This window comes from Chryseobacterium luquanense (assembly GCF_026460945.1).
In the GTDB taxonomy this organism is placed as follows: domain Bacteria; phylum Bacteroidota; class Bacteroidia; order Flavobacteriales; family Weeksellaceae; genus Chryseobacterium; species Chryseobacterium luquanense.
Window position 1 is genome coordinate 36,742 of record NZ_JAOVZV010000016.1, and the last position, 26,837, is coordinate 63,578.

Annotated in this window: 24 protein-coding genes; 13 read left to right on the top strand and 11 right to left on the bottom strand. The window is 33.6% G+C overall.

What is annotated here, in order from left to right:
* Nucleotides 1–48: 48 nt before the first annotated feature.
* The 4 genes from OEA66_RS14425 (at nt 49) to OEA66_RS14440 (ending at nt 3,467) form a co-directional block, all read left to right on the top strand.
* Nucleotides 49–765 carry a polyprenol monophosphomannose synthase gene (locus OEA66_RS14425; protein ID WP_267282045.1) on the top strand — a complete coding sequence of 239 codons (717 nt, stop codon included), beginning with the start codon at nt 49–51 and terminating at the stop codon, nt 763–765.
* Nucleotides 762–1,142, top strand: coding sequence for a DUF4296 domain-containing protein (locus OEA66_RS14430; protein ID WP_267282046.1), 381 nt, complete (start codon nt 762–764; stop codon nt 1,140–1,142). The genes OEA66_RS14425 and OEA66_RS14430 overlap by 4 nt, the downstream gene beginning before the upstream one ends.
* Nucleotides 1,143–1,207: 65 nt before the next feature.
* A complete protein-coding gene (gene tgt / locus OEA66_RS14435; protein WP_267282047.1) occupies nt 1,208–2,338 on the top strand; it encodes a tRNA guanosine(34) transglycosylase Tgt in 1,131 nt (376 codons plus the stop codon).
* 16 nt (nt 2,339–2,354) lie between these two features.
* Nucleotides 2,355–3,467 (top strand): LptF/LptG family permease, encoded by a 1,113-nt coding sequence (locus OEA66_RS14440; protein WP_267282048.1) that lies wholly within the window; start codon nt 2,355–2,357, stop codon nt 3,465–3,467.
* Here the strand turns inward: OEA66_RS14440 and OEA66_RS14445 are convergent.
* Nucleotides 3,461–4,177 carry a biotin--[acetyl-CoA-carboxylase] ligase gene (locus OEA66_RS14445; RefSeq protein WP_267282049.1) on the bottom strand — a complete coding sequence of 239 codons (717 nt, stop codon included), beginning with the start codon at nt 4,175–4,177 and terminating at the stop codon, nt 3,461–3,463. The genes OEA66_RS14440 and OEA66_RS14445 overlap by 7 nt on opposite strands.
* Before the next feature lie 86 nt (nt 4,178–4,263).
* Between OEA66_RS14445 and rsfS the strand changes: the two genes are divergently transcribed.
* The 6 genes from rsfS to OEA66_RS14475 all read left to right on the top strand — a co-directional run bounded on the left by rsfS (nt 4,264) and on the right by OEA66_RS14475 (nt 10,726).
* Nucleotides 4,264–4,632: a ribosome silencing factor gene (gene rsfS, locus OEA66_RS14450; protein WP_267282050.1), complete on the top strand. Its 369-nt coding sequence runs from the start codon at nt 4,264–4,266 to the stop codon at nt 4,630–4,632.
* 16 nt (nt 4,633–4,648) lie between these two features.
* Nucleotides 4,649–6,664, top strand: a complete 2,016-nt coding sequence (ftsH, locus tag OEA66_RS14455) for an ATP-dependent zinc metalloprotease FtsH (RefSeq protein ID WP_267282051.1) — start codon at nt 4,649–4,651, stop codon at nt 6,662–6,664.
* Between the two features lie 149 nt (nt 6,665–6,813).
* Nucleotides 6,814–7,395, top strand: a complete 582-nt coding sequence (locus tag OEA66_RS14460) for an LUD domain-containing protein (protein ID WP_267282052.1) — start codon at nt 6,814–6,816, stop codon at nt 7,393–7,395.
* A gap of 23 nt (nt 7,396–7,418) precedes the next feature.
* Entirely contained in the window at nt 7,419–8,291 is an 873-nt protein-coding gene (locus OEA66_RS14465; protein WP_267282053.1) for a phosphatidate cytidylyltransferase, read from the top strand.
* A gap of 69 nt (nt 8,292–8,360) precedes the next feature.
* On the top strand, nt 8,361–9,014 hold the full coding sequence (locus OEA66_RS14470) for a phosphatidylserine decarboxylase family protein (RefSeq protein WP_267282054.1): 654 nt from the start codon (nt 8,361–8,363) through the stop codon (nt 9,012–9,014).
* 383 nt (nt 9,015–9,397) lie between these two features.
* Nucleotides 9,398–10,726, top strand: coding sequence for a peptide-N-glycosidase F-related protein (locus OEA66_RS14475; protein WP_267282055.1), 1,329 nt, complete (start codon nt 9,398–9,400; stop codon nt 10,724–10,726).
* A gap of 51 nt (nt 10,727–10,777) precedes the next feature.
* Here the strand turns inward: OEA66_RS14475 and OEA66_RS14480 are convergent, their stop codons facing one another.
* The 4 genes from OEA66_RS14480 to OEA66_RS14495 all read right to left on the bottom strand — a co-directional run bounded on the left by OEA66_RS14480 (nt 10,778) and on the right by OEA66_RS14495 (nt 14,743).
* Nucleotides 10,778–11,125 (bottom strand): DUF1801 domain-containing protein, encoded by a 348-nt coding sequence (locus OEA66_RS14480; RefSeq protein ID WP_267282056.1) that lies wholly within the window; start codon nt 11,123–11,125, stop codon nt 10,778–10,780.
* A gap of 23 nt (nt 11,126–11,148) precedes the next feature.
* Nucleotides 11,149–12,987 carry an ABC transporter ATP-binding protein gene (locus tag OEA66_RS14485; RefSeq protein ID WP_267282057.1) on the bottom strand — a complete coding sequence of 613 codons (1,839 nt, stop codon included), beginning with the start codon at nt 12,985–12,987 and terminating at the stop codon, nt 11,149–11,151.
* A gap of 50 nt (nt 12,988–13,037) precedes the next feature.
* The gene (locus tag OEA66_RS14490; protein ID WP_267282058.1) at nt 13,038–13,961 is read right to left on the bottom strand and encodes a M28 family peptidase; all 924 of its coding nucleotides are present in this window, start codon (nt 13,959–13,961) and stop codon (nt 13,038–13,040) included.
* Nucleotides 13,962–14,353: 392 nt separating this feature from the next.
* The gene (locus tag OEA66_RS14495; RefSeq protein ID WP_267282059.1) at nt 14,354–14,743 is read right to left on the bottom strand and encodes a DUF4293 family protein; all 390 of its coding nucleotides are present in this window, start codon (nt 14,741–14,743) and stop codon (nt 14,354–14,356) included.
* Between the two features lie 144 nt (nt 14,744–14,887).
* Between OEA66_RS14495 and rho the strand changes: the two genes are divergently transcribed.
* Nucleotides 14,888–16,756: a transcription termination factor Rho gene (rho, locus tag OEA66_RS14500; protein ID WP_267282060.1), complete on the top strand. Its 1,869-nt coding sequence runs from the start codon at nt 14,888–14,890 to the stop codon at nt 16,754–16,756.
* 54 nt (nt 16,757–16,810) lie between these two features.
* On the opposite strand, the gene OEA66_RS14505 is transcribed toward rho, so the two are convergent.
* A complete protein-coding gene (locus OEA66_RS14505; RefSeq protein WP_267282061.1) occupies nt 16,811–17,401 on the bottom strand; it encodes a hypothetical protein in 591 nt (196 codons plus the stop codon).
* A gap of 140 nt (nt 17,402–17,541) precedes the next feature.
* Between OEA66_RS14505 and OEA66_RS14510 the strand changes: the two genes are divergently transcribed.
* Nucleotides 17,542–18,138 (top strand): superoxide dismutase, encoded by a 597-nt coding sequence (locus OEA66_RS14510; protein WP_267282062.1) that lies wholly within the window; start codon nt 17,542–17,544, stop codon nt 18,136–18,138.
* A gap of 67 nt (nt 18,139–18,205) precedes the next feature.
* Here OEA66_RS14510 and OEA66_RS14515 read toward each other — a convergent pair whose 3' ends face one another.
* The 5 genes from OEA66_RS14515 to OEA66_RS14535 all read right to left on the bottom strand — a co-directional run bounded on the left by OEA66_RS14515 (nt 18,206) and on the right by OEA66_RS14535 (nt 23,855).
* Nucleotides 18,206–19,918: a T9SS type A sorting domain-containing protein gene (locus tag OEA66_RS14515; RefSeq protein ID WP_267282063.1), complete on the bottom strand. Its 1,713-nt coding sequence runs from the start codon at nt 19,916–19,918 to the stop codon at nt 18,206–18,208.
* 3 nt (nt 19,919–19,921) lie between these two features.
* Nucleotides 19,922–20,872: a hypothetical protein gene (locus OEA66_RS14520; RefSeq protein WP_267282064.1), complete on the bottom strand. Its 951-nt coding sequence runs from the start codon at nt 20,870–20,872 to the stop codon at nt 19,922–19,924.
* Between the two features lie 11 nt (nt 20,873–20,883).
* Nucleotides 20,884–21,738, bottom strand: coding sequence for a hypothetical protein (locus OEA66_RS14525; RefSeq protein WP_267282065.1), 855 nt, complete (start codon nt 21,736–21,738; stop codon nt 20,884–20,886).
* Nucleotides 21,739–22,187: 449 nt separating this feature from the next.
* Complete coding sequence (locus tag OEA66_RS14530) at nt 22,188–22,607, bottom strand: DUF6146 family protein (RefSeq protein ID WP_267282066.1); 420 nt, start codon at nt 22,605–22,607, stop codon at nt 22,188–22,190.
* Nucleotides 22,608–22,655: 48 nt separating this feature from the next.
* Nucleotides 22,656–23,855, bottom strand: a complete 1,200-nt coding sequence (locus OEA66_RS14535; protein WP_267282067.1) for an endonuclease/exonuclease/phosphatase family protein — start codon at nt 23,853–23,855, stop codon at nt 22,656–22,658.
* A gap of 240 nt (nt 23,856–24,095) precedes the next feature.
* On the opposite strand from OEA66_RS14535, the gene OEA66_RS14540 reads away from it, so the two are divergent.
* Entirely contained in the window at nt 24,096–26,825 is a 2,730-nt protein-coding gene (locus OEA66_RS14540; RefSeq protein WP_267282068.1) for a carboxypeptidase-like regulatory domain-containing protein, read from the top strand.
* Nucleotides 26,826–26,837: the final 12 nt, after the last annotated feature.

Consider the following 26,837-nt stretch of genomic DNA (forward strand, 5'->3'; position numbering starts at 1 on the left):
ATTTTGTATAAAATAAAAAACTTAAATAAACTATCTTTGCAAACTGAAATGAAAAAACTCGTCATAATTCCAACCTATAACGAAAAGGAAAATATAGAAAATATAATTTCCGCTGTTTTTGCATTGGAAGAAGACTTTCATGTCTTAGTTGTAGACGATACTTCGCCAGACAAAACTGCAGATATTGTAAAAGAGCTTCAAAAAAAGTTTCCACATACTTTACATCTTTCCATAAGACATATTAAAGATGGTCTTGGGAAAGCTTATATTCATGGTTTTAAATGGGCACTTCAAAACAATTATGACTACATTTTTGAGATGGATGCCGATTTTTCTCATGATCCTAAAGATTTACCTAAACTCTTCGAAGCTTGCAAAAATGCAGATATGGCGGTTGGTTCACGTTATTCTAAAGGAGTAAACGTTGTGAATTGGCCAATGGGAAGAGTTTTGCTTTCTTATTTTGCTTCCAAATATGTGAGATTTATTTTGGGGATTCCAATTCATGATACCACTGCTGGTTTTGTATGTTTTTCGAGAAAAACTTTAGAGCAGATAGGTTTAGATAATGTAAAATTGAAGGGATATGGTTTTCAGATTGAAATGAAATTCAGGGCTTTCAAAAAAGGTTTTAAAATTGTAGAGGTTCCTATTATTTTCACCAACAGAATTTTGGGAGAAAGTAAAATGAACGGCGGGATTATTCATGAAGCGGTTTTTGGTGTTTTAAATTTAAAATGGAAATCAATCATTAACAGATTATGAAAAAACTGATCTTCGTTTTCGTTTTAATGGGTATGTTTTCATGTAATGAATACATCGATAAACCAAACAATCTTATTGATAAAACTAAGATGTCTGAAATTATTGCAGATTTGGCAATTAATGATCAGGTAATATTTTCGTATCCAAAAACGAATTTAGAAAGCGGAACAAGATTTATCCTAAAATCTCACAATGTAAAAACTGAAGATTTTGTGGCAAGCTACAAATATTATATCGTAAAGCAGAAAATGACAGGTATAGTAGATGACGCCCAAAAAATTATTATAGAAAAAGATCCAAAATCTGAAAAGAAGATAAAAGGCGAAACTCAAGTTAAAGATGTTGAATTACCAATGCCAAAACTGGAAAGGAGATAATGGAGTGGAATTCTCATCATCGGAAAATGAAATTTCAGATGATGGTAATTTAAAAACGTATAAGAATGAATTTTTTTAATATAGAAAAAACCTCAGAAGGTAAAGCAAGAGCGGGAGTTTTGAACACCGATCACGGAACTGTTCAGACGCCCATCTTTATGCCTGTTGGAACTGTTGCAAGCGTAAAAACCGTTCATCAAAGAGAAATAAAAGACGATATAAAAGCTCAAATCATTTTGGGAAATACATATCACCTTTATCTTCGTCCCGGAATGGAAGTGATGGAAGCTGCAGGAGGTTTACATAAATTTATGAATTGGGATCTTCCAATTCTTACTGATTCAGGAGGTTTTCAGGTGTTTTCGCTTTCAGGAACAAGAAAAATGTCTGAAGAAGGCGTGAAATTCAAGTCTCACATCGACGGAAGTGTTCATTTATTCACTCCGGAAAAATCAATGGAAATTCAAAGACAGATTGGTGCAGATATTTTCATGGCGTTTGATGAATGTGTTGCTTATCCTGCACATTACAATCAGGTGAAAAAATCGATGGACATGACGCATCGTTGGCTAAAAAGATGCATGGATTGGAATGAGCAAAATCCTGAATTATACGGCTATAAACAAAGATTTTTCCCTATTGTTCAAGGTTCAACGTATTCCGATTTAAGAAAAATTTCGGCAGAAGTTATTGCTGAAGCAGGCGCAGAAGGAAACGCAATTGGCGGACTTTCTGTAGGTGAGCCTGAAGACGAACTGTACAGAATTACCGATGAGGTAACTGATATTTTGCCTAAAGAGAAACCAAGATATTTGATGGGAGTGGGAACTCCTTGGAATATTTTAGAATCTATCGGTTTGGGAATCGATATGATGGATTGTGTGATGCCTACGAGAAATGCCAGAAATGGAATGCTTTTCACTTGGCAGGGCGTAATTAATATGAAAAATGAAAAATGGAAGAAAGATTTTTCTCCATTAGACGAGTTTGGGACAAGTTTTGTAGATCAGGAATATTCAAAAGCGTATGTGCGTCATTTGTTTGTATCTAAAGAATATTTGGCTAAACAAATTGCTTCCATCCACAATCTTGCATTTTATTTAGATTTGGTAAAGGTGGCGAGAGAACATATCTTAGCTGGAGATTTTTATCAGTGGAAAGATTCCATAGTTCCTGTATTAAGACAAAGACTTTAAAAATATTTAAGAAAAAATGCTTAAAATAATAGACGGATATATCGTAAAAAAATACCTTGGAACTTTTAGTTTCATGTTGATATTGTTGTCTATTGTAGTTTTGGTAATTGATGTTCAGCAGAAAATTCCGCGTATTGAAAAAGCGACCGAAATTGATGCGAAACTTGATCTGAATTACTTTTTAATTCATTTTTATCCTTTCTGGATCATCAATTTGGTAGTCACCTTTTTAGCGATTCTTGTATTTATTTCGGTAATATATTTTACCTCAAGAATGGCAAATAATACTGAGATTGTTGCAATTATCAGTAGTGGTGCAAGTTTTCATAGGTTTGCTAGACCTTATCTTTTGACTTCACTTTTTATAGCAATTATCTCGCTATTTGTTAATCATATGATTTTGCCTTGGGCAAATGTCCAGAAAAACCAACTCGAAGCTTACACCTATAACGCTGTTGCAAAAGAAAAGGTTTTAGGAACGGCTCCGGTTTCTGCGCAACTAAGCAAGACAGAATATATTTTCATCAATTCCTGGAACAAAAGAGAAATGAGAGGTTATGGGTTTTTATATCAAAAGTTTGATAAAAACCGTAAACTGATTTATGAGCTTAAAGCAACGGATGTTTTCTGGCAAAAAGAGAAAAAGAATTTTGTACTTAACAGCTATTTAGAAAAAACGATCAACAAAGACGATTCCGAGAAATTAGGACAAGGTTTTGAGTTGAAAAAGAGTTACGGTCAAGACCCTGAAGAATTATTTCCAAACGAACTTTTAGGGCAGAATAAAATAACTCCTGAGTTGATAAAATTCATCGACCGTGAGAAAGAAAAAGGAAATAGCAACCTGAATTCTCACTTAAACGAGTTTCATCAGCGTACTTCAATGCCCGTTTCTATTATCATTCTTACATTTTTAGCACTTTCGCTTTCGTCTCAGAAGAAAAGAGGAGGTTTGGGAATCAACTTGGCGATTGGTATTTCGTTGGCGTTCGTTTTTGTATTCTCTTTTGAGGCTTTAAAAGTGGTTTCTGAGAATAAAAGTATGTCTCCGGCTTTGGCAATGTGGTTTCCGAATATTATTTTCTTCCCGATTACTTTGTTTTTATATATAAAACGTGCAAATCAGTAAAGAAGTTTGATTTCTTTGTGATAAAAAGATTTCAATCCGGATTCTTCCAGTTCTATCCAAATATTACCGTTTTCATCAGCATTTTTTATAATGCCATTTTGTCGCTTTTCGTTTAGTTCAAAAACAGAAATTTCATCTTTTCTAAATAGATTTGAATTAAATTGGTCTAAAATTTCACCATCGCTTGGAATATTATTTAATTTTTCAATTAAAAACGAATGAAGATTTTCTGCAATTTTATTTAGATTAAATCTTTCTCCGGTTTGCGTTAAAAGTGATCCGGCATTAGAAATTTGATCAAATTTTTCCTGTAAAATATTAATTCCTGTTCCGATAATAAAATAATTTTCCTGATTAATTTTCTTCTTCTCAATCAATATGCCGACAACTTTTTTATTTTGAACAATAATATCATTCGGCCATTTTATTTTTACTATCTTTTCAGTCAGATTGGCAAAAAAGTCTTGTATGATGATTGCGGTATAATAATTGAACAAGAAATCCGAGTGCTGAATGCATGAGGTTTTTACAGCCAGTGTATAAGCAAGATTCTGTTCTGCTGTTGATGTCCATATATTTCCATATTGTCCCCGTCCTTTTGTTTGATTAAATGTAAAAAGACCAATAAAATTTGATTTTGGATAAAGTAAAACTTGAGATATTTCGTCATTAGTAGAAGAACACTCGTTGCGGTAAAACAGGTCACTCATTTAAGAAAACTTTAAGACTTTAAAAGCCTAAAAGTAAGGCTAAAGTAAAAGAAAAACAATAAATTTGCAGATTATAGTATATTTTAATGAATAAAACAGTAGAAAAGCAAGCGCTAATAGATAAAATTATTGAAGCTATCCAGGATGTAAAAGGAGAAGATATTATGATTTTCGATCTTTCAAAAATTGAAAACTCGGTAGCAGAAACATTCATCATATGTAGTGGTAACTCAAATACTCAGGTTTCTGCATTAGCAGGAAGTGTTGAGAAAAAAGTGAGAAATGATCTTCAGGATAGACCTTGGCACGTAGAAGGTACAGAAAACTCATTGTGGGTTTTGGTAGATTACGTTACGGTGGTGGTGCATATTTTCCAAAAAGAAACTCGTGAATATTACGATATTGAAGAACTTTGGGGAGATGCGAAAATCACCAGAATAGAAAATGAAATATAAATTTTAAAAAATATAAATGAATAATAAAGGATTTAACTGGTTTTTCCCCATCATGATTATAGCACTTGTGCTATTTTTTGTAGCTAATTCTTTAGGCGACAACACTGCAAAATCAATTGATGAAGATACATTCTTCAAAGAAATGCAGGCTGGGAAAATTCAGAAAGTACTGATTGATAAACAGAAACAAAATGCTGAGGTTTATTTAACGAAAGAGGCAAAAACAGCTACTGTACAGACGCAGGAAAAAAGTCCAAACCCATTCTCTTCACTGGGAATGACTCCAAAAGCAGATTACACACTGAAATACGGTGATTTACAATTATTCTTAAAGAATTTTGAAACACTTAAAGCAGAAAATCCTGCCTTAAAAACAAGTAAAGATTATGCTGAAGGAGAAAGCCCGTTAATGAGTATTCTTATTCAGGCTTTAATCTGGATTACTATTCTTGGTCTTTTCTATTTTATTCTTTTCAGAAAAATGGGAAGTGGAGGCGGTCCTGGAGGACAAATTTTCTCAATCGGGAAGTCTAAAGCTAAACTTTTTGACGAAAAAGAAAAAATTCAGGTAACATTTAAAGATGTTGCAGGTTTGGAAGGAGCAAAAGAAGAAGTACAGGAAGTTGTAGATTTCTTGAAAAACTCTGAAAAATACACAAAATTAGGAGGTAAAATACCTAAAGGAGTACTTTTAGTAGGCCCTCCGGGAACTGGTAAAACCTTATTGGCAAAAGCTGTAGCAGGTGAAGCTAAAGTTCCGTTTTTCTCACTTTCAGGTTCAGATTTTGTTGAAATGTTTGTTGGGGTAGGAGCTTCAAGAGTAAGAGATTTGTTTGCGCAGGCAAGAGCAAAATCTCCGGCAATTATCTTTATTGATGAGATTGATGCGATTGGTAGAGCAAGAGGAAAAAACAATTTCTCAGGTGGTAACGACGAAAGAGAAAATACCCTTAACCAACTTCTTACAGAAATGGATGGTTTTGGTACCGATGTGAACGTTATCGTTATGGCGGCAACCAACAGAGCTGATATTTTAGATAAAGCATTAATGAGAGCTGGCCGTTTTGACCGTTCAGTTTATGTAGATCTTCCGGAATTACACGAAAGAAGAGAGATTTTTGATGTTCATTTAAAGAAAATTAAACTTGATGACACGGTAGACAGAGATTTCTTGGCGAAACAGACGCCTGGTTTCAGTGGAGCAGATATTGCAAATGTTTGTAATGAAGCGGCATTAATTGCAGCTAGAAATAGCCATGAATCTGTAAATAAACAAGATTTCCTTGATGCCGTAGACAGAATTATCGGTGGTCTTGAAAAGAAAAATATGGCAATTAAGCCATCTGAAAAAAGGAGAGTTGCTTTCCATGAAGCAGGTCACGCTACAATTTCATGGTTGGTAGAGCACGCTTCACCACTTCTAAAAGTAACGATTGTTCCAAGAGGAAGATCTTTGGGAGCAGCGTGGTATCTTCCTGAAGAAAGACAGTTGACGACGACTGAACAGATGTTGGACGAGATGTGTGCTACTTTGGGAGGTAGAGCAGCAGAACAGGTAGTATTCGATAATATCTCTACAGGTGCGCTTTCTGATCTTGAAACAGTAACGAAAAGAGCACAGGCAATGGTTACTATTTATGGTTTAAGTCCTAATATTGGTAATATTTCTTACTACGACAGTTCAGGTCAGTCTGAATATAGTTTTGGGAAACCTTATTCTGAAGCAACGGCTTCTAAAATCGATGCAGAAATCAAAGGTATTATTGAAAACCAATACGAAAGAGCAGTAAGAATTCTTACTGAAAATAAAGATAAACTGAATGCTTTAGCCAATAAATTGCTGGAGAAAGAAGTAATCTTCCGTGAAGACCTTGAAGATATTTTCGGTAAAAGAGCTTGGGATCCTGAATTGACAGAAAAACCTGTTACCAATACCATTATTCCTATTCTTGAAAAAGAAGAAGAAAAAGGCAACGATCAGGATATTAAAGAAGGAGAAATTCAGGCTCCGGAAAGTCCGACACAAATCTAGATTTATATCTGTATTTTTATATCTGTATTTTAAATATAAAACCCGACAAGTGCTAATTTGCCGGGTTTTTGTTATTTAAAACTATATTTTTAGATTAATTATAATTATATTTTCTATTTTTGTATGAAGTTGACTAAAAATATACTAAGTTGAGTTTATTTAAAAGAATTGTAAGCAAACTTACCAACCAGCCTGAAGATGATGAGAAGCAAAGTCTGGAAAAGCTTGGAGATTCGCTGAAAAATGCAGATCTCGATTATAAGTTTGCGCAATTATTTACGCATTCGGGAGGCTTTTTCAACTATTGTGCAGATGAAGCAGAGGCACTGCAGACCTTAAACCAGATTTTAAAAATCGAGGGTATTAATTCTGTGTTTTGTTGTGACAAAGATCTTGAGGGATTTTTAAATGTTGTTAAAGTCAATCACAGTCCTCAGTTAGAATCTAATAATGATGCCGCTTTTATCACTTGCGAATACCTTATTGCGTATGATGGCAGAATCATGCTTTCGCATAATAATATCCTGCATTATCATTCTTCTAGACTTCCGGGTAAAATTATCATCATGGCAAATGTCTCTCAGATTGTGAATAATCTGAACGATGCAATGGGTAAGATTAAACGTACGGGAAACATCAAAAACCTTACTTCAATCAGCGGAAACCACTCTAAGCTGGATCCTGCTACAAACAATAATACGAAGCTTTTCTTACTTTTAATAGAAGATTAGCCTCGCTTTCTAAATTTTAAATTTTGGACAAAAATCTTATTCAGAGAACAATTTCAGGGCTGGTTTATGTAGCCGTTATATTTCTTTGTGCGACACCTTTTGGTGCACAATTGCTAGACTCGGTTTCTCCGCAACTCGTTCAGCAACAATATCTTTATTATGGTTTAATCACATTGTTACTATTGGTCGGAACTTGGGAATGTATGAAGATCATGAAGTTCGGGAATGGTTATGAAAAATGGATTGTCTTTCCTTTGGTCATATTTGTTTTTTATCTCTTTTCAAAAAGATATTTTCAGCATGGGTTTTATTTCGACTTCAGATTATGGGAAATATTGGCGCTTTCTCTTACAGTGATTGCCGTCGTTACGTTATTTAAATTTTCAAACGAATTATACATAGACAGCGGAAAGCTTATTTTCACAGTAATCTACGTGGCTTTACCGTTTTCATTTGCTTTAGGTTTGCCTAAATTTTCTTCTATTGACAATACTTTTTCACTTGAGGTTATCTTCTTATTCATTTTGATTTGGAGCAGTGATACGTTTGCTTATTTGGTTGGGAAGTTCTTCGGAAAACATAAAATGGCACCTACAATTTCACCTAAAAAAACTTGGGAAGGCTATATTGGTGGAGTTGTTTTAACATTGGTACTTTCATATTTTGTGGAACAATATCAACCGCAGCTTCGTGGAAACTGGATGATTGTAGGTTTTCTGATTGCTGCATTTGCACCTTTAGGAGATTTGGTTGAAAGCCAATTGAAGAGAAATTTCGGAGTGAAAGACAGCGGGAATATCATTCCGGGGCACGGTGGGGTATTAGACAGACTTGATAGTTTTTTAATTTGCGTTCCTGTTGTATATTTGTACTTTATTTTATCAAAATTTATTTAAACCTATAAAAGAGTTGTGAAGAATGCTAATCGAAGCTTTCAATACAGCAAAAACATTTAATATCCTGTTATGAAACTACATAAAGAATCGAAAGGAACGATTACCGTCGCAACGATACTTTTTGCCCTGATTGCAGCGGCGTCTATTTATTTCCTTGAAATGTGGTCTTTACTGATCATTATCCCGTTATTGGTAATCTACGGTCTGGTATTTTGGTTCTTTAGAGTTCCGAATCGTGATGTTTTAGATCATGTGGAAAACGTAATCGCTCCGGTAGACGGAAAGGTTGTCATGATAAAAGAAGTAGAAGAGGATGAGTTTATTAAAGGAAAAGCAATTCAGGTTTCTATCTTTATGTCTCCTTTAAATGTTCACATTTGTAGATATCCGGTTTCTGGGAATGTAATTTATAAGAAATACCATCCTGGAAAATATTTGGTTGCATGGCACGAAAAATCTTCTACTGAAAACGAAAGAACGACGGTTGCTGTAGAAAGTTTAACGAATCATAAAGTGGTTTTCAGACAGATTGCAGGTTATGTGGCGAGAAGAATTGTTTTCTATTGTAATGAAGGCGATGCTGCGAAAGCAGGACATGAATTCGGTTTTATTAAATTTGGTTCAAGAATGGATATTTTCCTTCCTTTAGACACCGAAATCGTTTGTAAAATTGGTGATAAAACAAAAGGCGGAATCGATGTAATCGCCAAAATGAGAGATTAATATTTCATTTAAATAATTATCTGAGACTGTTTCAAAGAAGCAGTCTTTTTTATGTTTAATAATTTCTTTTAAACCAATCATTGGTGATGCGCAAGAGTTAGGGAACTTCTGCGCAAGAGTTGGTGAACTTATGCGCAAGAGTTGAGTAACTTATGCTTATGTTTTGAATAAATGTTGCGTAGGTTCTAGAATAATGTTTGTAAAAAGCATTTTATTTAATACTAAAAGAGGATAGCAAGATGATTTTTATTCTGGTTAATTTAATTAAAATTTATTGATATTTATGATTTGTTGTTGTTTCGATACTCATTTAATACTTTATGTGTGATAATTGTGATTTTAATTTGTAGATTTGATGTGAAATCTAAAATCTAATTTTTTAAATGAAAAAAATTCTACTTCCTTTAATGGTCTTTACCGGACTATTTAAAATGTATGCTCAAACCAACATCAATGTATTTTCTCAAATCGTTTTTTATGACGGATACGCATCGAATGTTTCCAATCCTGTTCCTGCGAATACCATCAGACTTGCCAATTACAGATATGCTAAAAAACTGACTGATGCGGAACTGAATTCTTTCCAAAATAAAATTACAATGAATGTCTCTATCGGTGCACTGTGTGATAATTACGATAGAATTGGTGGGGTACATCTTGCCTTAGTTCCGAAAAACCAGCCGACTTATACATTAAGTGATACAGGAGTGAAAAGAATTGAAATCGGAAGGTATATTACACCATTCATGAATAAGAATATTTCTCCGACTTCTGTTCCTTATACTTATGAAGTAGACAATTTGTATTCTGTTTTCAGCAATACGGCTTTAAGAAATACCTACGATATGTATGTAGAGCTAGATGTTTTTGGAGTTCCTTATGCTGCAAATACGCAAGTTGCAGGTTGCTCGGGAAGAAATGATGTCTTTGCCGGAACGCTTGATTTTGTTACTTCAAATGATCCTACGATAACAAACCCGTACAACAATTTGCTTCCATTACTAGATTCAAATGAACTGAATAATTATAACAGTACAGATGAACCTGGGCAAACTGTAAGATTGGTAAATTTTAATTTAAACCAAAGTACAGGCAATGCTAAATTTTTCATTATTTCCACGCCCCACGGTGCCAATTCTGGAGGTGAAGAATATGTAAGAAGACAGAACTTTGTTTCTTTAGATAATAATCCGGTTTTAACTTTTACTCCGGGAGGTAAATCTTGTGAGCCTTACAGAATGTACAACACACAAGGAAACGGAATATATGGAACCAATGCGCAGAGTTCTCTTTGGTGGATGTCTTGGAACAACTGGTGTCCTGGAGATTCTGTGCCTATCAGAAGCTTCACTGCACTTACCCTTTCAGGCGGAAGTCATACTTTAAAATATGAGGTTCCTGCTGCTGTTTTTAATGGTCAGGACGGAAGAGTGGTGCTTTCTATTTATATGCAGAGTAACAATCAGTTGTTGTCTGTGAAAGATGTTTCTACGGTTGATGTTTCGGTATATCCAAATCCTACAGCGGACTTTGTGAACATTAAATCAGACAAAAAAGTAAGAAACGTGATTATTTATTCGCTTGACGGAAGAAGACTGAATGAAACTAAAGATTCAAAAATTGATTTCTCAGCGTATCCATCAGGGAATTATTTGCTGGATATTACACTGGAAGGTGGAACTCAGTTTAAGCACAAGATCATTAAAAAGTAATTTAAACATTCATTATAACAGAAAAAGAGAAGCCAATTGGTTTCTCTTTTTTTATTTGATGTGCTGTTTTACCTCGGTTATCAAGTTTAAAATCAATTCGACGGGCAAATCCTCATTTTCATCAATTAAAAGGATTTTAAACTTCTTTCTGCCTTCACTGATAAGCAAAGGATGATCTAATCGATCACCGTGATAAAAGCTGATGTAGTGCTTTTTATGTTTTTTGCTGTAGTAAAGGTAGCACAGCATCTTCTTTTTAAACTTAAAAAACGGAAGTCCGAAGCTTAAAGTTTCTGTGATGTTTTCGGGATCAGATTCTAAGATTTTCTTTCTTAAAAACAAAAGAGTACTTCTTTCAGGCTCATCGATTCTGTAGAAGTACTCTTGTATGGGATTCATTTTAAATTAAATTTAAAATATTTTTAGTCAAAGTTCTGAAGCTCTACCAATTTATGATAAGTGCCTCTTTTTGCCATTAAATCCTGGTGGCTTCCTTGTTCTACAATGTCACCTTTTTCCATTACCACAATCCAGTCTGCTTTCTGAATGGTTGAAAGTCTGTGTGCAATTACTAAAGAAGTACGGTTCTCCATCATTTTTTCAAGGGCATCTTGTACGAATTTCTCAGATTCTGTATCCAAAGCAGAAGTTGCTTCATCCAAAATCATAATCGGTGGGTTTTTCAGAACCGCTCTAGCGATAGAAACTCTCTGCTTTTGTCCTCCTGAAAGTTTTCCTCCATCGTCTCCGATGTTGGTTTCGTAACCATTCGGAAGCTGGCTGATAAATAAATCTGCGTTTGCAATTTTTGCAGCAGCAATTACTTCATCTCTTGTCGCTTCTGGTTTACCCATCAAGATATTGTTGTAAACGGTGTCGTTAAACAGTACAGATTCCTGAGTAACCATTCCAAGGAGTTTTCTGTACTCGCTGATTTTTAAATGTTTAATGTCGGTATCGTCAATTAGAATCTGACCTTCAGAAACATCATAAAATCTTGCTAATAAATTGGCAATTGTTGTTTTTCCGCTTCCACTTTGTCCGACTAAAGCCACCGTTTTCCCTTTTGGAATGGTAAGGCTAAAGTTTTTTAGAATTAAATTAGATTTATCGTAATAGAAACCAATGTCTTTGAATTCAATATGATTGTTTAAAGTAGAAATTGAAACCGGTTCTGCAACTTCCTCAATTTTCACATCAGCATCAAGAATTTCTAAAACTCTGTGTAAAGAAGCTTCTCCTTTCTGAACATTAGAAATAGAAGATGACAAACTTTTTACCGGAGGTAAAATCTGGAAGAACATTCCTAAAAATACCAGAAAATCTTCCGGAGCAATACTTTGATCTACGATAATTTGTTTTCCACCGTACCAAGCGATGATTAAGAAGGTAACAGAACCTAAAAATTCGCTTATTGGCGAAGCCAATTCTTTTTTTCTGCCTAATCTGATTGAGCTGTTAATCCATTTCTGCATGGAGCTCATAAAACGGTTGTCCATGATTTTCTCAGCACTGAAAATCTTAATAACTTTGGATGATTTCAAGGTTTCATCAACAATAGAGAAGATGGTTCCCATTTCGTGCTGAGCTTCGTGAGAATCTTTTTTAAGACTTTTCCCGATTAAAGCAATCATTGTTCCCATTACCGGTAAAACCAAAAGAGAAAAAAGCGTTAATTCAGAACTCAACCAGAAAAGACTGATCAGTGTACTGATTAACATAAACGGAGCGTTGATTAAATCTACCAAACTCCCAAGAATATTTCCTTCTACTTCGCCTACGTCATTTGACATACGAGACATCATATCACCTTTTCTGCTTTCTGTAAAAAAAGAAACAGGCAATGCTAAAACTTTACGATACATGGCTCCACGAAGGTCTTTAGTAACACCTACACGATAATTGATCAAAAGATAAGAACCTAAGTATCTGAAAAGGTTTCTCAGTAAAAACATGAATGCTGTAATTACACAAAGCCAGGCCAAAACATTCAAAGTACCATAATCATCAACTAAAGTTTGAATGTAGTAATTAGAATATTTCTTTAAATAAGAAAATAAATCTATAAGATCTCCGGAATATACTGGAGCAGATTGGAACTGTTCTCGTTTGATTGTGCCAAAAAGCATTCCCAAAACCGGCAAAATTGTTCCTAATGAAGCAATTTGAAACAGAGAATACATTAAATTGAAGAATAAACTTCCATAGATGTATTTCTGGTGTGGTCTTGCGAATTTTAGTATTTTTTTATATTCGTTCATTCAATAAAATTGGATAGCAAAATTAATTAAAATATAATGATAAGACGTTCTTAATTGAATTTTACTTTATCATTATACTTAGGATTAAAGTTTTTCGTGCTTAATTTCTCCAAAGTCTTCGCAAAATTATTGATAATCTGCGTCATATTTTCTGAATTTACAATGCTCATATCATCGTTTACCTGATGATAATGCTTGATTTTGCTCATGTCTGCAGTGGAAATAGAATGGGCAATTATTTTTTTCTTTACAAAACTTACATTATCAGACCGATAGAACAATTGCTGTTTTGCATAAGGATCAGGATGAATTTTTAAACCGTTAACTGCATTTTGATTAAACAGTTCATCAAGATCAGAAAATTCGTCGCCGGTAATAAAGACGGTATTTTCCCCAAATTCTGATTCTGTAGCAACCATTTCAAAATTGAATAAAGCTGAAAGGTTTTTATAAATAGGGTCTAATTTTTTGTCCTCAGAAATAGCAATCGAACCCAACATTCCTTTTTCCTCTCCATTAAATGCCATAAAAAGCATTGAGAATTCAGGTTTTTTATTTTTAAAATAATCGGCAATTCCTACCAAAGTTGTAATTCCGCTTGCATCGTCATCTGCTCCGTTGTAAATATTGTCTCCAGATTTTTCAGTAGTTCCTACATGGTCAAAGTGTCCTGAAAATCCTAATATTTTCTCTGATTTACCTTTTTTAATCCCACAAACATTGTAAGCGGTTTTTCCTTGATAATCAAATGGAACTAAGTAAGATTTTCCTGTGCAGTATTCCAGATTATTTTCCTTGAAAAGTTTTGCGATATATTCTGCAGCTTTGTCATTTTCTGGAGTTCCTATTTCTCTGCCTTTCATTTCATCTGAAGCTAAAGTTGAGATCACGGTTTTTACTCTCTCTTCCGAAACGTCCTGTGCAAAAGCAGAAGTTGCGAAAAATGATAGGGAAAGATAGATTAGTCTTTTCATATTTAGAATGTATTATTTCTTTGATTTAATATTAATTGAATAGTCGCAGATTTAAATGAAATGTTGCAAATATCTAAATAAATTAATAACTTTTTGTACATTTTGCATTTCGGAAATAAGTGAAACGCCTTTGTTTATCTTATTTTCATAACATTAATTAATTTTCATAGTCTTTCTTTGCGTTTAATTATTACAAGGCTAAAGCAAGGTCTTTTTTGAAAAGGAAATTATTTTAAGATAAACAAAGGCACTTCGTTTAAATAAGTAATACAAAGAAAATAATTGTACTCATTTATTTTCAATCATCTGTGTAAAGCTGTGAGATCTTTGGGTAAATAAAAAAAACAGCTCCCAAAAAGGAAGCTGTTCTCACTCAAAAAATCGTTGTAAGGCTATCGAAGTCTGTCTACAGATTTTACGAGCCTCTCATCTTTTTTGATAAATATGTTTGCCAAAAACAAACAAATTACCGCAATTAATGGGAAAACTGGCTCAATACCCTTCTCAGGAAAATCTATTCCTCCGGATAATTTTTGTACCCAATACACCAATACACCAATCAACAAAGCGTTTATAATAATGCTGATATTATTCAGCAAGATTTGTCTTTTTCTGTTTTTAAAACTGAACAAACTTAGTGCTCCTATTATAACTAAAACAATGGAAACTACATCAATAATCGGGAAAGTTCCGAAAACATCAACGTCATGTCCTGTAATAAATAGGAAAGCTGCTGCTAAAACCGACAGCAAAATCCATATTGTTTGTATTCTCTGTAACATAGAATTTCAAATTCAGAAGCAAAAATAACATAAATTTTGCACAATTCAAAAATAAGTGTAGATTTGCAACATACAATGTACTTGAAAACAAAAGTCACCCGACTTACTTTTCTTACTCACAACTAATTACATTTTCACATAAATATGTTTAACATAGAAACGTTAAGGTCAAAATCCGTAACGGAATTGGCTAAAATCCTAAAAGATTTGGGCGTTAAGGTTGCAAGAACCAGCAATGATAATGATAAAATTTTCGCTATTTTAGATTTTCAGGCTTCCAACCCTAAAGTTACAAAAGATTATTTCAATACCACAGAAGCACCTACCGCAAGTGCGGAAGAAAAACCAGCTGAGAAAGTGGTAAAGCCAGCTCCAAAGAAAGCTGCTCCAAAGAAGACTGCAGCAAAACCTAAAGTGGAAACTGAAGTAAAAGAAACTCAACCTGCACCAGAGCCGGAAGTTGCCAAAACAGAAGAAGCGCCTGTGGAAGAAGTAAAAGCAGAGACTCCAAAAAGTGAGACTGAAGAAAAGCCTGCTCCTTCAGAAAACAGACAAAAAAGAAAAAGAGTTTCACCTCCTGCAAAAAGCAGCGAGATTGAAGCACAAGGAACAATAGAACTTCCTATAAATACAGATTCTCAGCCAAGTGCACCTGCACAAGCTAAAGAAGAAAGACCTAAAAGGCCTCAAGGTCAACCTCACAACCCAAATCAAAAAGGTCAAAACCATCCACAACAAAACGGTGGAAATTCTCAAAATCAAAATAGAAATCAGAACAATAACCAAAATCAGAATTCTAATCAAAATAATCCTAATCAAAATCCGAATCAGAATAGACAGCAACAGCAACATTCTGAAAGACAAGAGGAGCAACAGGAGCAGAGAAAAGAGTTCAGCTTCGACGGAATGGTTAGTATTGAAGGGGTTTTAGAGATTCTTCCTGATAATTATGGATTTTTACGTTCGTCGGATTTCTCTTATATTTCTTCGCCCGATGATGTATACGTTTCAACGGCACAAATCAGAAATTTTGGTTTAAAAACCGGTGATACCGTAAGAGGAATTGTAAGACTTCCAAAAGAAGGTGAAAAATATTTTTCTTTATTAAAACCAACTGAAGTTAACGGTAGAGATTTAGCTTACATTAAAGACCGTGTTGCTTTTGAATATTTGACGCCATTATTCCCTGAAGAGAAATTTAATCTTTCCGGAGATAATTCTACAATAGCAACAAGAATCGTTGATCTTTTTGCACCAATCGGAAAAGGACAAAGAGCAATGATCGTTGCACAGCCAAAAACAGGTAAAACAATGTTGCTGAAAGATATTGCAAATTCTATCGCAGCCAATCATCCTGAAGTCTATATGATGGTTCTTTTGATCGACGAACGTCCGGAAGAAGTTACCGACATGGAAAGAAGTGTGAATGCAGAAGTAATTGCTTCAACTTTTGATGAAGCTGCAGATAAACACGTGAAAGTAGCTAATCTTGTTTTGGCAAAAGCTCAGAGAATGGTAGAATGTGGGCATGATGTTGTGATTCTTTTAGATTCAATTACCAGATTGGCAAGAGCTTACAATACAGTAACTCCTGCTTCAGGAAAAGTGCTTTCTGGTGGTGTTGATGCAAATGCGCTTCACAAACCGAAAAGATTCTTCGGAGCTGCGAGAAAAATTGAAAATGGTGGTTCTTTAACTATCGTTGCAACTGCTTTAATTGATACGGGTTCTAAAATGGATGAAGTTATTTTTGAAGAATTTAAAGGTACCGGAAACATGGAGCTTCAGTTAGACAGAAAAATTGCCAACAGAAGAATTTATCCTGCCATCGATTTGGTTTCTTCAAGTACAAGGAGAGATGATTTACTGCTTGATGAAGTTACTTCTCAAAGAATGTGGATTTTCAGAAAATATCTTTCAGAAATGAATCCTATTGAGGCAATGGAATTTGTTAACAAAAACATCAGAGGAACTTTGAACAATGAAGAGTTCTTGATGTCGATGAATAAATAAAAGTTTTTACTTTAAATATAAAAAAGCAGTCAGATTTGGCTGCTTTTTGCTTTGTTAATGGCGAATAAACCATTCGTTGTGTGTCTTAATGAGGCTGATTGTACCGAATATACATTCTTTATTCTCCATTTTTTTACATTTAGTAAAAAAGACCATCGCTTTTTCATTCGACTTATCGAATATAACTCGTTCTAATTTTATTTTACCTAAAAAGTTTTCAGGATTATTTATAGTTTTTACTCTTGTGTAATTTTCAGGAAACCTGAGCATGGAACTATCCATCACGGCTTTTGGTAATTTTTCTTTGCTTGGAATGATGCTGTCGAATTTCATTTCATACATAAATTTTCCACTTTTACTGTCGGCTTCGGAAAGGGTATCTTCAAGGGCAAATTCATATCCTCTCCTCATTGAGATGACCTCATTGATTTTTTTTGCATCTTCCTGACTTATTCGGTTAACATCAATATTATATTCTCGCGCAATCTTATTAAGTTCTTCGGTATCGGTGGAAGTCGTTCCGTAAGGTTGCAAAATATGACCGATTGCTTTATTGATCACTAAATATTCCTCCGACGAAATTTTTTCTTCTGAATTACAGCTCGTTAAAATTAAAATAATTAACAGAAAATATATTTTCATCATAAAAACAAAAATAAATAAAAATCTACTGTTAAAAAGGTATTTGTTATTATCAATGTTAAAGATTTATTAAAATAATCTGCAATTTTTGATATTGGCTTAAATATTGGCTAACTTTGAATCATAACATTAAAAATAAACTTATGTCATTTGAATTACCAAAATTAGGATATGCTTACGAAGCTTTAGAGCCAACAATTGATGCAAAAACAATGGAAATCCACCATTCAAAACATCACCAAGCGTATGTTGATAACTTAAATAAAGCAATTGAAGGAACTGATCTTGAAGGACAATCTATCGAGGATGTTTGCAAAAACGGTTCTGAAAAACCAGCGGTAAGAAATAACGGTGGGGGTCACTTTAATCACTCTCTTTTTTGGGAAATTTTAACTCCGGGAGGAAGCAAAGAGCCTGTAGGAAGTGTAAAAGCTGCTATTGAAAATTATGGTGGTCTTGAAAAATTCAAAAATGATTTTTCTGACGCTGCTAAAACAAGATTTGGTTCAGGATGGGCTTGGTTAGTGAAAAACGATGACGGATCTGTTTCTGTAACTTCTACTCCAAACCAAGACAACCCATTAATGCCGGTTGCTGACGTAAAAGGAACTCCGGTTTTAGGATTAGACGTTTGGGAGCACGCTTACTATTTGAACTACCAAAACAGAAGACCTGATTATGTAACAGCATTCTTCGATGTTGTAAATTGGGATAAAGTTGAAGAATTATTCAACAAATAATCTTCAGTTATTTTAAATAAAAAAGGTTCAGAGATTTTCTGAACCTTTTTTTGTTACTTGAATTATTTTATTTTACAATAACCTTTTTTATTACTTGTTTATTTTTAGTATTTATTTTTAAAATATAAGAAGCTTTTGGAAGACCTTGTACATTTACTTGAGTTGACCTACCTTTCAGAATACTTTTTCCTGAGATGTCAAATACTTCCCACGAAATAACGTCTTCATTTTCAGAATTTATATTAATGAATGTAGATGCAGGATTTGGATAAATATCAATTTGTCTTTCTAAAGTCCTTCTTTCTTCCTTGTCTAATTCTAAAACCATTCCTTTTTGATTTTTATTTTGTGTAAGTCCTGATTTGGCTTCTTTTTTTCTGCAAGGTGCAATAAAAGCGTAGTATTGAGCTCCGTATTGGATATCAGTTCCTGGTAAAAGATTAACACTTTCTCCTGCCTGCATTGTAATATTATGCCTAGAACCTAAAATGTATTTATCTTTAGTTGTTATTTTAGTTCCAATTTCATAATTAAAATTTAAGTTTGGCTCTGAGGTTAATGTTAAATCATCAATACAAGGATAATACACAAAAGGTTCAAGCTGAGGAATTAACTGAGGAAGACCATATTGTGCAATTCCATTACCTAAATTCAGAGAGTTCATTGTTACGCTCATATTTGGGCTATAAACATTAGGATTATTTATAATACCTAAAAATCCATTGGTAATTTTATTTACATAAATACTACCATGCTTATTACGCTGGAGAGTTGTGAAGCCAAAAGGAGATTGCCAGTTTTCTGGTGGACCATTGTAAATTTGCATAGAATTAACATTACTGGTAGTAGAGTTTTGTAAATCAATTGCAAATATTGATGTATGCGCCAAAAACAAAACAGAACCATTGCTATTAAACTCCGGTTGATAACTTCGAATTGCATTTACATTAAGGGAATAATCATTGGTTATAGAGCCAGAATTAGAATCGAAAGAAACAACTCTATTAATACTTTGCGGAGAACTTACACCCGCATTATCTTGCCAATGTGATACGCATAAATAATTTGAAAAGTTTTGACTGTTTAGTTTCGGAGATGCTTTAATACTGAAGAGTTGTGTTGCACCTAATGTAACCGGAAAATTTAGATTACTAATAATAGGATTGCCGTTAGAAAATCCAGTATTATCAAGTCTATAACTGTAGAGATTATTTCCGTTAGGAATAAGAACCCAATATGCGTTGGTGCCACCAATAATTGTGATTGCTTCCGATTCAAAAGTATTTCCAATATTGTCAGTCACAGGTATATTTTTGAAATTTGGTAAGACGTCTCCTAGTGGTACCCCATTTGCTAATGGGCCTAGTGACATATCAACAATTGAATATACAATTTTATTATATGCGTTAATATTGCCATTGTTTGAGGTAGCAATAAAAACGTAATATTGATTTGCATTTGCAGGGTTTTTCACAATTGCAAGTTGTTGCGCGGAAGGATGTCCTAAAAGACCTGTTCCATTAAGCATTGGCTGATGTTGTCGATTCCAAATGGTTTGCGAATTACAGTAAAACAGTAAGTTGCCGCTTGCGTCACTTGCTGTCCCACATGCTTCATAGGACTCCATTTGACTATTGTTTAAAGCGATAGGAGTCGTAATATTTGAAAAATTTAAAGCAGCTTTTTTTCCAAAATACCAATTGTCATTCTCTCCTTGAGCATGACAGAAACTTGTTCCCAAGCTTATAAGGAGTAGCAGAAGATATATCTTTGTTTTCATTGATTATCTATTTTTTTGATTGTTAGAATTCATATGTTTTTTAAGCAATTCTATTTCTTCTTTTTGAATTTTCAGTTGCTTATTTTGCTCAATCGTATAAAGAGTCAATTCTTCAATCTTTTGTAAAAGCTTAATCTGAAACTCTCCTACATTCACTCCTTCTTTTTCCATTTTTTTAGCAGAAGCGATTTCAGGTAAATGTTTTTTCTCTTTAATATGTTTTTCAACATCTTCTAATTTTGGAAGGTCATAATCTTCCGCAAATACAAAGTCTGCAGTTGGAGTAAGAGTTACTTTTATTTCTTTGGCTTCTAGTTTTGCATTAACTCTCATATTATCTTCAAATGAAGATTTTCCATTTACCTCTAATTTATATTGAGGTTTTGATGTTCCTATTCCAACATTGCCATTTTCGATAGAAGCGAAGTTTGAGGTCTGTGCATTGATATCAAATGTGCCAAAATATGAACCTTTTGGTAAGTTGTACAGTGGATCATTTATCGATACAGTACTTAGATTTTGACCTGCTTGATCTTGATGCGAACCTGTATCAGAAATAAGTGTAGCATTTACATAATAATATTTTAATCCTCCTCTTAAATAAACAACGATATCATTGTTGGCCTGTGCGCAAACTACTCTTCCTAAAAAAGATATTATGGCTGTTCCATTTCCAGATTCTGTACCATAGGTGAAATTGTTTACACTTAAACTGTTTCCATTTGATCCCCAACCATTTCCAATTCCTGTAATAGCGACAACACCATGGGCGCTCCACATAATGTCTTCGTGTATATTTGGACGAGAAATAAAAAATGTTCTATTTCCTCCATCTGGAGTTGTAGGTCTAAATACAACAGGAACATATTGATCAGGATTTCCTGAAGCTGTAAAAAACTGAGAGAAAACGTTTTGAATGATCAGTAAAAATAGTAAACTGGATAGTTTTTTCATAGTAGTAAATTTTAGTTTTTATTAATTTTAGATTCTAATTCTTTTATTCTTTTATTTTGTTCAATTGTGTAAAGAGTAAGCTCTTCAATTTTTTGCAAAAGCTTAATTTGAAATTCTCCAACATTTACTCCTTCTTTTTCCATTTGTTTGGCGGATGCGATTTCAGGTAGATGTTTTTTATCTTTAATATGTTTTTCCACATCTTCAAGTTTTGGAAGATTATAGTTTTCAGCAAAAACAAAATCAGCAGTTGGAGTAAGGGTTACTTTTATTTCTTTAGCTTCGAATTTCCCTTGTAAAGATGCGTTACCATTTGTGGCAAGATAAAATTTAGGTATTGCCTCTCCGTTCGTAAACATTCTTATACCTTTGAATCCTGCCATCCAAAGTTCTCCACCTCCTGAAACAGAAGGAGACATCATTCCATAATGAGGCATTATTACTGAAGAACTGATTGTTGATACATCTGATGATGTGACGGTAAATCTTGTGTCGTCTTGAAAACTCAGCGCAGCAGGTCCTACAGCATAAATGTCACCTTGTAAAGAAAGTTTTCTTGTTGGATTGTCAATTCCAATCCCCAAATTACCATTAGGTGCTAATCTCATTGCTCCGCCCGCCGACGCAAATGAAATGTCTCCTCCAGTACCGGTTAAATTTATTCCACCATACCATTTTATATCTAATCCTCGAAACCCGTTACTGAATGTTTTACTTGAGATATGATAATGCTCCTGTTCTGATGGTAAATTGTCTACCTCTATATCATAAAGGTTTTTAAAGAAAAAATTGTTAGTTGGACTGTATTGGGCACTTAGAGAAATTGCTGAAAGTGTAAAAAATGATGCTAAGAAAAGTTTTTTCATAAGTTTTGAAGGTTTAATTTTTGTTTTATAGTTTCTCGATTTTATATATGATTTTAATTAATATAAATTTTTATTGAATATTTTATGCTGTTCTTATAGTTAAGCTTTAGACATGATTTATTACGTGAAATATTATAATTTTTGTAACAAAAATCAGATTTTGAAAGATTCGGAGATATGCCTTCATTTAAATATGAAGGTTTTATAAAATAAGATTGTATAATTTCTAATTAATAAAAATTACATTTGATCTTTTTGTGCGTACTTAGTTCTCAGATAATTGAACTATTTTGAAGTTGTATAGAAATAGGTATTAGCAGAATTGCTAAAAAAAGTAATTGGTTTTTCATGGTGTATTTTGTTATTAGTTTTATTGAATCTGATTCAATGCTTGGTGAATAACAAAACTAATCAAAATTTTGATAGAAATAAATAAATATTTGTGAATTTTATCTTACGGAATCAGCACCACCCAATCCATTCATTTTTAATTTATATTGCCAGTTTACATAGACGAAAACTTGATACAATTTATACTCAAATTTAATTCCGTAATTTTCTCTTGGATCATAATCGATGGATGATTCTACAATGTTACGGTATCTTCCTGATGTAAAATAAGAATTCCATTCTGTAACTAACATTGTATTTCTACTTTTTAAATAAGATTCAGAATATTGACTGATTGGTCTTGCAACTGCATTCATAAAATAATCAAACTGTGTATCGATTACTGTTAATTCCCATTCGCCGTCATCATTTTTCTCGGGCTTCATCACAGAATCTTCTTTCTCTTTTTTAGGATTGTTCTGTGCAAATGAATTTGATGGAATAATGATTAGAAATATTATGATAATTAAATTTTTCATAACGAATGATTTATACAAAAAAAGCACTCCAAATAGAGTGCCTTTATTTTATTTTTTGATGTATTCTTTCTGAACAACCGAAACAGCTGGGAAGTGATCGCTGTAACCTCCTGTAAACCTGTCTCCATCCCAAGAACGAAGCGGGTAACCTTTCCATTGTCCTTCTTTATTGACTAAATAAGATGGAGCGTAAATTTCTGCCTTAAAAATAGTATAAGTAGGCGTAATTTTTTCCGGTGAATAAAAATTCTTAGAAACAATAATCTGATCAAATAAATTCGGAGCATCTCTATATGCTAAAGAAGCAACTCCAGACTTATATAATTTGTACATTAAATTATAGTAAGGAGTTTTATCAGATAAGCTTTCAGGGTTTTCTACTGCCCCTAAATGTTTTTTCAAACTCGGGCTTACCGGATCGTCATTGTAATCTCCCATTGAGATTAATTTAATTCCAGGATAATCAACGGATAATTTATCCATTTCTGCTTTCAAAACAGCTGCAGCAGCATTTCTTCTTGGTTGAGAAGCTGCTTCGCCACCACTTCTTGAGGGCCAGTGATTCATGAATACCGCAATCTTTTCACCATCCAAAAGACCGATTGCGACCAAAACATCTCTCGTATATTGTCTTTTCCCGTCTTCGTTGTACACTTTAATTTCTTTTGTATAAGAATTCTGTAAAAGGAATCTGTTTTTCTGATAAATAATTGCAATGTCAATTCCTCTTGCATCATAAGAGTTGTAGTGTACAATTCCGTAATTGCTTTTTGCTAAAGCTGGTTGTTTAATCAAATCTTCAATTACCTGTCTGTTTTCTACCTCGATAAGTCCACAGATTGTAGGATTGTCATTGGTGTATTGTCTTCCCAATTCAGAAATTACTTTTGCTTCGTTTGCTAATTTCTGGTTATAATATTTTGTTCCCCATCTTTTAGGACTGTTTACAGTAAAGTCAGTCGCTAAAATCTGGTGACGGATTACTTTTTTTCCCACTAAAAGTTCGTTTACCCATTCTCCTTTATAATCTTCTGTAGTTTCTAGAAACTTTATAGAATCAATAGGTACACTTCTGTGGAATTTAGGATTGGAAAAAGGTAAAGTTCCATCAATATAATCTGCAGAAGCAATGGTATCCCAAAGGTTTTCTACATTCAGAAAAGCTATTGTTGCTCTTTTAACTTGTTTTTGCTGAGAAAAGCTAAAAGTAAAGCATAAAACTGCAAAAATGAATACGAATTTTTTCATGTTATTATATAATTCAAAATTTTGAGGGGGTAAAATTACAAATTTTAAAATCAATTAAAGATTAAATTAATCTTAAGAAATACATTTTGATTTCAATCATAAATGAGTCATTTTATTGAGAGAATTAATGATTGTTAAGAATAATTAATAGAATAAAATGCTAAAAATGTTTTAGTTAATGAAAATAATCCTAAATTTGTTGCCCCTTAAATAAAGAAGGTGTTTTAAAATAAGTTTATTATGATTAAAAAACTATCCCTAATCTCTTTGTTTACCTTATTACCTGCATCTTACTACTTTGCACAAACTACTGTTTTTGCATACGTTAAAGGTCAGGATGGTAAGCCTGTAGAGAGAGCAGAGGTTGATCTTGAACAATCTGTTGATGATGTAACTGCTGACAAAATCGGTTACTTCCAGTTTGTAGATTTAAAGCCAGGACATTATCTTATTACTGTTACAAAACCAAATTTCGAATCTAAGATTGTAGAGTTTGATGTAACTGCTGATGAGAAGAGAAAAGACTTAGGTGTAATTATGCTAAACAACAGTTTGGCATCAGATGCCGGAGTAGTTGTGATTGATGATTCTGCAAACGATACAGAAGACGGAGGTTCTGCAATGCAGCCTACAGTAGGACTTTTGAGTTCTGGTAGAGATGCATTTCAAAATGTTTCTGCTTTTGAATTAGGAGCTTATTGGTTTAGACCAAGAGGGGTAGATAACCGTTTTGAAGATGTATTATTCAATGGAGTTTCTATGTCTAAAAATGATGACGGAAGAATCGACTTCAGCAACTGGGGAGGTTTAAATGATGTAACTAGATATCCTTTCGAAAATGTAGATAACATTACGCCATCAGAATATACTTTTGGTAATTTGGGAGGTGTGGCTTATTATAATACAAGAGCTTCTTCTTATAGAAAACAAACATCTTTAGCTTACTCATTTACAAACAGAAGCTATTTGCACAGAGCAATGGCAACTTATTCTTCAGGAATGAGCAAAAGTGGTTGGGCATTTACATTCTCTGGAAGTAGAAGATGGGGAGATCAGGCAATCATCGATGGAGTTTACCAAGATGCTTATGCATATTTTGCATCAGTTGAGAAAAAATTCAGTGAAAGACACTCAATTAACTTCACAGGTTTCGGTTCTCCTACCTACAGAGCTTCAAACTCACCAAATACTCAGGAAGTTTATGACATCATGGGAAAAGATTACAACTCTTATTGGGGATGGCAAGACGGTGAAAAAAGAAACTCAAGAATCAGAAAAGTGTTCGAACCAATGTTCATGCTTACTGATTATTTAAAAATCGGAAAAAATTCTAACTGGACAAATACTGTTTCTTACCAAATCGGAAGCGATGCAAGAAGTAGACTAGATTGGTTCCACGCAGCTGATCCGAATCCTACTTATTACAGAAAATTACCAAGCTACGGACTTTTAACTGCAGATGAATTCAGATCACAATCTCAAATCGATTGGAACAGTCTTTATCAGGCAAACTACCTTAACAACCAAAATATGGATGGTACTAAGAGAGGTGCAGTTTACAGTATTGTAGAAGATGTAAATAAAGATAAAACTTTCAATTTTGCATCTCACTTTGATACAAGATTAAAGGAAAACTGGAAATTGAATGTTAACTTTAATTATCAGAATTTAAAATCAGATAATTTTAGAAGAGTTAAAGATTTATTGGGTGCGGAATATGCTTATAATTTAAATGCATTCAACAATGATGTACAGTACAATACGGATGATGCAAATACACAAGTAAGAGTAGGAGACAGAACTCAGTATTCTTATGAGTTATCTAAAAATCATTACTCTTTAAATGTATCATCTGAGGTAGACTTCAATAAATTTAACGTTGTAGCATCTATTTTCAGTTCTTATTCTGAATCTCAAAGAGATGGTCACTTCAGAAGCGGTTTGGCAAGTTTCCAAAACAATTCTAAAGGTAAGAGTTCTATCTATGATGCTTTAGATGCAGGTTTGAAAGGTAAAGTTACTTACAAAATCAATGGTAAAAACTTTATTGTATATAATGGTGCGTTCTTTAGCTTAGCTCCTACATTGAATGAATTGTATATCAACCCAAGAGCTGTAGATTATTTGACTCCGGGAGTTAAAAACCAAATCATTAACTCTAATGATCTGAGCTATATCTTAAGAAGCCAGGTTTTAAAATTGAGAATTTCAGGTTACTATACTACAATTAGCAATTCTACAGAAATTTCAAGATATTATGCAGCAGTAAGTAATGAAACAGGATCTGTGAATACTTTAATTAATGAAGCAATGACAGGTGTTGATAAAAAATATATCGGTGCAGAACTTGGTTTTGACGTAAAAATTACACCTACATTAAATGCGACCGGGGTTGCAAGTATTGGTGAATACAAATACACAAACCGTCCTGATGTATATTCTTTTGATGACTTAAATGACTTTAGAAGTTATGGAAAAGCAAATATTAAAGATTATAAAGTAGCTGGAACACCTCAAAAAGCATTTTCTTTTGGTTTGAAATACAATTCACCTAAATATTGGTGGGTTGGTGCATCTGCAAATTATTTGATGAATCAATATCTTGATTTCTCAGCATTAAATAAGACGGCTGCTATGTACACAAATTCTGCGACGAATGATCCTTATGAAGGCGTTACTCCTGAGCTTATTCAACAGTTGACGGCACAAAAGAAATTTGATGATCAATTTATGCTGAATGCTAATGCAGGAAAATCTTTCAAATTTGGTAACTACAGATTGGGGATTAGTGTATCAGTAAATAATATTCTGAATAACAGAAATTATGTAACAGGAGGTTTCGAGCAAGGTAGAGCAGCGAATTTTCCTGATGTTCTTGAAGAGTCTCAGAGACAAACTCCATATTTTGGACCAAAACTTTGGTATGACAGAGGAACTACTTTTTTTACAAATGTTTATTTAAGATTCTAAAACAAAGTAATA

Coding starts and splice junctions, on each gene's coding strand:
- OEA66_RS14425 (WP_267282045.1), top strand. CDS start 49: ATGAAAAAACTCGTCATAATTCCAACCTATAACGAAAAGGAAAATATA.
- OEA66_RS14430 (WP_267282046.1), top strand. CDS start 762: ATGAAAAAACTGATCTTCGTTTTCGTTTTAATGGGTATGTTTTCATGT.
- tgt (WP_267282047.1), top strand. CDS start 1,208: ATGAATTTTTTTAATATAGAAAAAACCTCAGAAGGTAAAGCAAGAGCG.
- OEA66_RS14440 (WP_267282048.1), top strand. CDS start 2,355: ATGCTTAAAATAATAGACGGATATATCGTAAAAAAATACCTTGGAACT.
- OEA66_RS14445 (WP_267282049.1), bottom strand. CDS start 4,177: ATGAGTGACCTGTTTTACCGCAACGAGTGTTCTTCTACTAATGACGAA.
- rsfS (WP_267282050.1), top strand. CDS start 4,264: ATGAATAAAACAGTAGAAAAGCAAGCGCTAATAGATAAAATTATTGAA.
- ftsH (WP_267282051.1), top strand. CDS start 4,649: ATGAATAATAAAGGATTTAACTGGTTTTTCCCCATCATGATTATAGCA.
- OEA66_RS14470 (WP_267282054.1), top strand. CDS start 8,361: ATGAAACTACATAAAGAATCGAAAGGAACGATTACCGTCGCAACGATA.
- OEA66_RS14475 (WP_267282055.1), top strand. CDS start 9,398: ATGAAAAAAATTCTACTTCCTTTAATGGTCTTTACCGGACTATTTAAA.
- OEA66_RS14480 (WP_267282056.1), bottom strand. CDS start 11,125: ATGAATCCCATACAAGAGTACTTCTACAGAATCGATGAGCCTGAAAGA.
- OEA66_RS14485 (WP_267282057.1), bottom strand. CDS start 12,987: ATGAACGAATATAAAAAAATACTAAAATTCGCAAGACCACACCAGAAA.
- OEA66_RS14490 (WP_267282058.1), bottom strand. CDS start 13,961: ATGAAAAGACTAATCTATCTTTCCCTATCATTTTTCGCAACTTCTGCT.
- OEA66_RS14495 (WP_267282059.1), bottom strand. CDS start 14,743: ATGTTACAGAGAATACAAACAATATGGATTTTGCTGTCGGTTTTAGCA.
- rho (WP_267282060.1), top strand. CDS start 14,888: ATGTTTAACATAGAAACGTTAAGGTCAAAATCCGTAACGGAATTGGCT.
- OEA66_RS14505 (WP_267282061.1), bottom strand. CDS start 17,401: ATGATGAAAATATATTTTCTGTTAATTATTTTAATTTTAACGAGCTGT.
- OEA66_RS14510 (WP_267282062.1), top strand. CDS start 17,542: ATGTCATTTGAATTACCAAAATTAGGATATGCTTACGAAGCTTTAGAG.
- OEA66_RS14515 (WP_267282063.1), bottom strand. CDS start 19,918: ATGAAAACAAAGATATATCTTCTGCTACTCCTTATAAGCTTGGGAACA.
- OEA66_RS14520 (WP_267282064.1), bottom strand. CDS start 20,872: ATGAAAAAACTATCCAGTTTACTATTTTTACTGATCATTCAAAACGTT.
- OEA66_RS14525 (WP_267282065.1), bottom strand. CDS start 21,738: ATGAAAAAACTTTTCTTAGCATCATTTTTTACACTTTCAGCAATTTCT.
- OEA66_RS14530 (WP_267282066.1), bottom strand. CDS start 22,607: ATGAAAAATTTAATTATCATAATATTTCTAATCATTATTCCATCAAAT.
- OEA66_RS14535 (WP_267282067.1), bottom strand. CDS start 23,855: ATGAAAAAATTCGTATTCATTTTTGCAGTTTTATGCTTTACTTTTAGC.
- OEA66_RS14540 (WP_267282068.1), top strand. CDS start 24,096: ATGATTAAAAAACTATCCCTAATCTCTTTGTTTACCTTATTACCTGCA.